General features: G+C 43.3%; 1 protein-coding gene. It reads right to left on the reverse strand.

Annotation, left to right across the window (positions count from 1 at the left end):
- Positions 1-82: 82 nt before the first annotated feature.
- Positions 83-291: hypothetical protein (locus AC0L27_RS41300; protein WP_473323871.1), on the reverse strand; the 209-nt coding region annotated here is incomplete at its 5' end.

Consider the following 291-nt stretch of genomic DNA (forward strand, 5'->3'; position numbering starts at 1 on the left):
GGCCGGATAAGGCGTTTACGCCGCATCCGGCATAAACAAAGCGCACTTTTTTAACAGTTGTTGCTGCCGACAAATGCAGTATTTAATTTTCGTGAGGAAACGCCGTAAGGTCATCAATCATTTTTTGAAGTATTGGTGAGTCCTGACCGTCACCCCATTGAAGAATTTTTGCGGTAAGCTGATGACGCGCTAGTGCATTGAGTCCCATCTTTTTAAGTTTATGGGAGATTTTACCCATGACTTTAATCTGACCGAATGCAGTTGCGTAGGTAATCATATTGCTCTGGATAG

The sequence above is a fragment of the Bradyrhizobium sp. Ken51 genome (assembly GCF_055807435.1).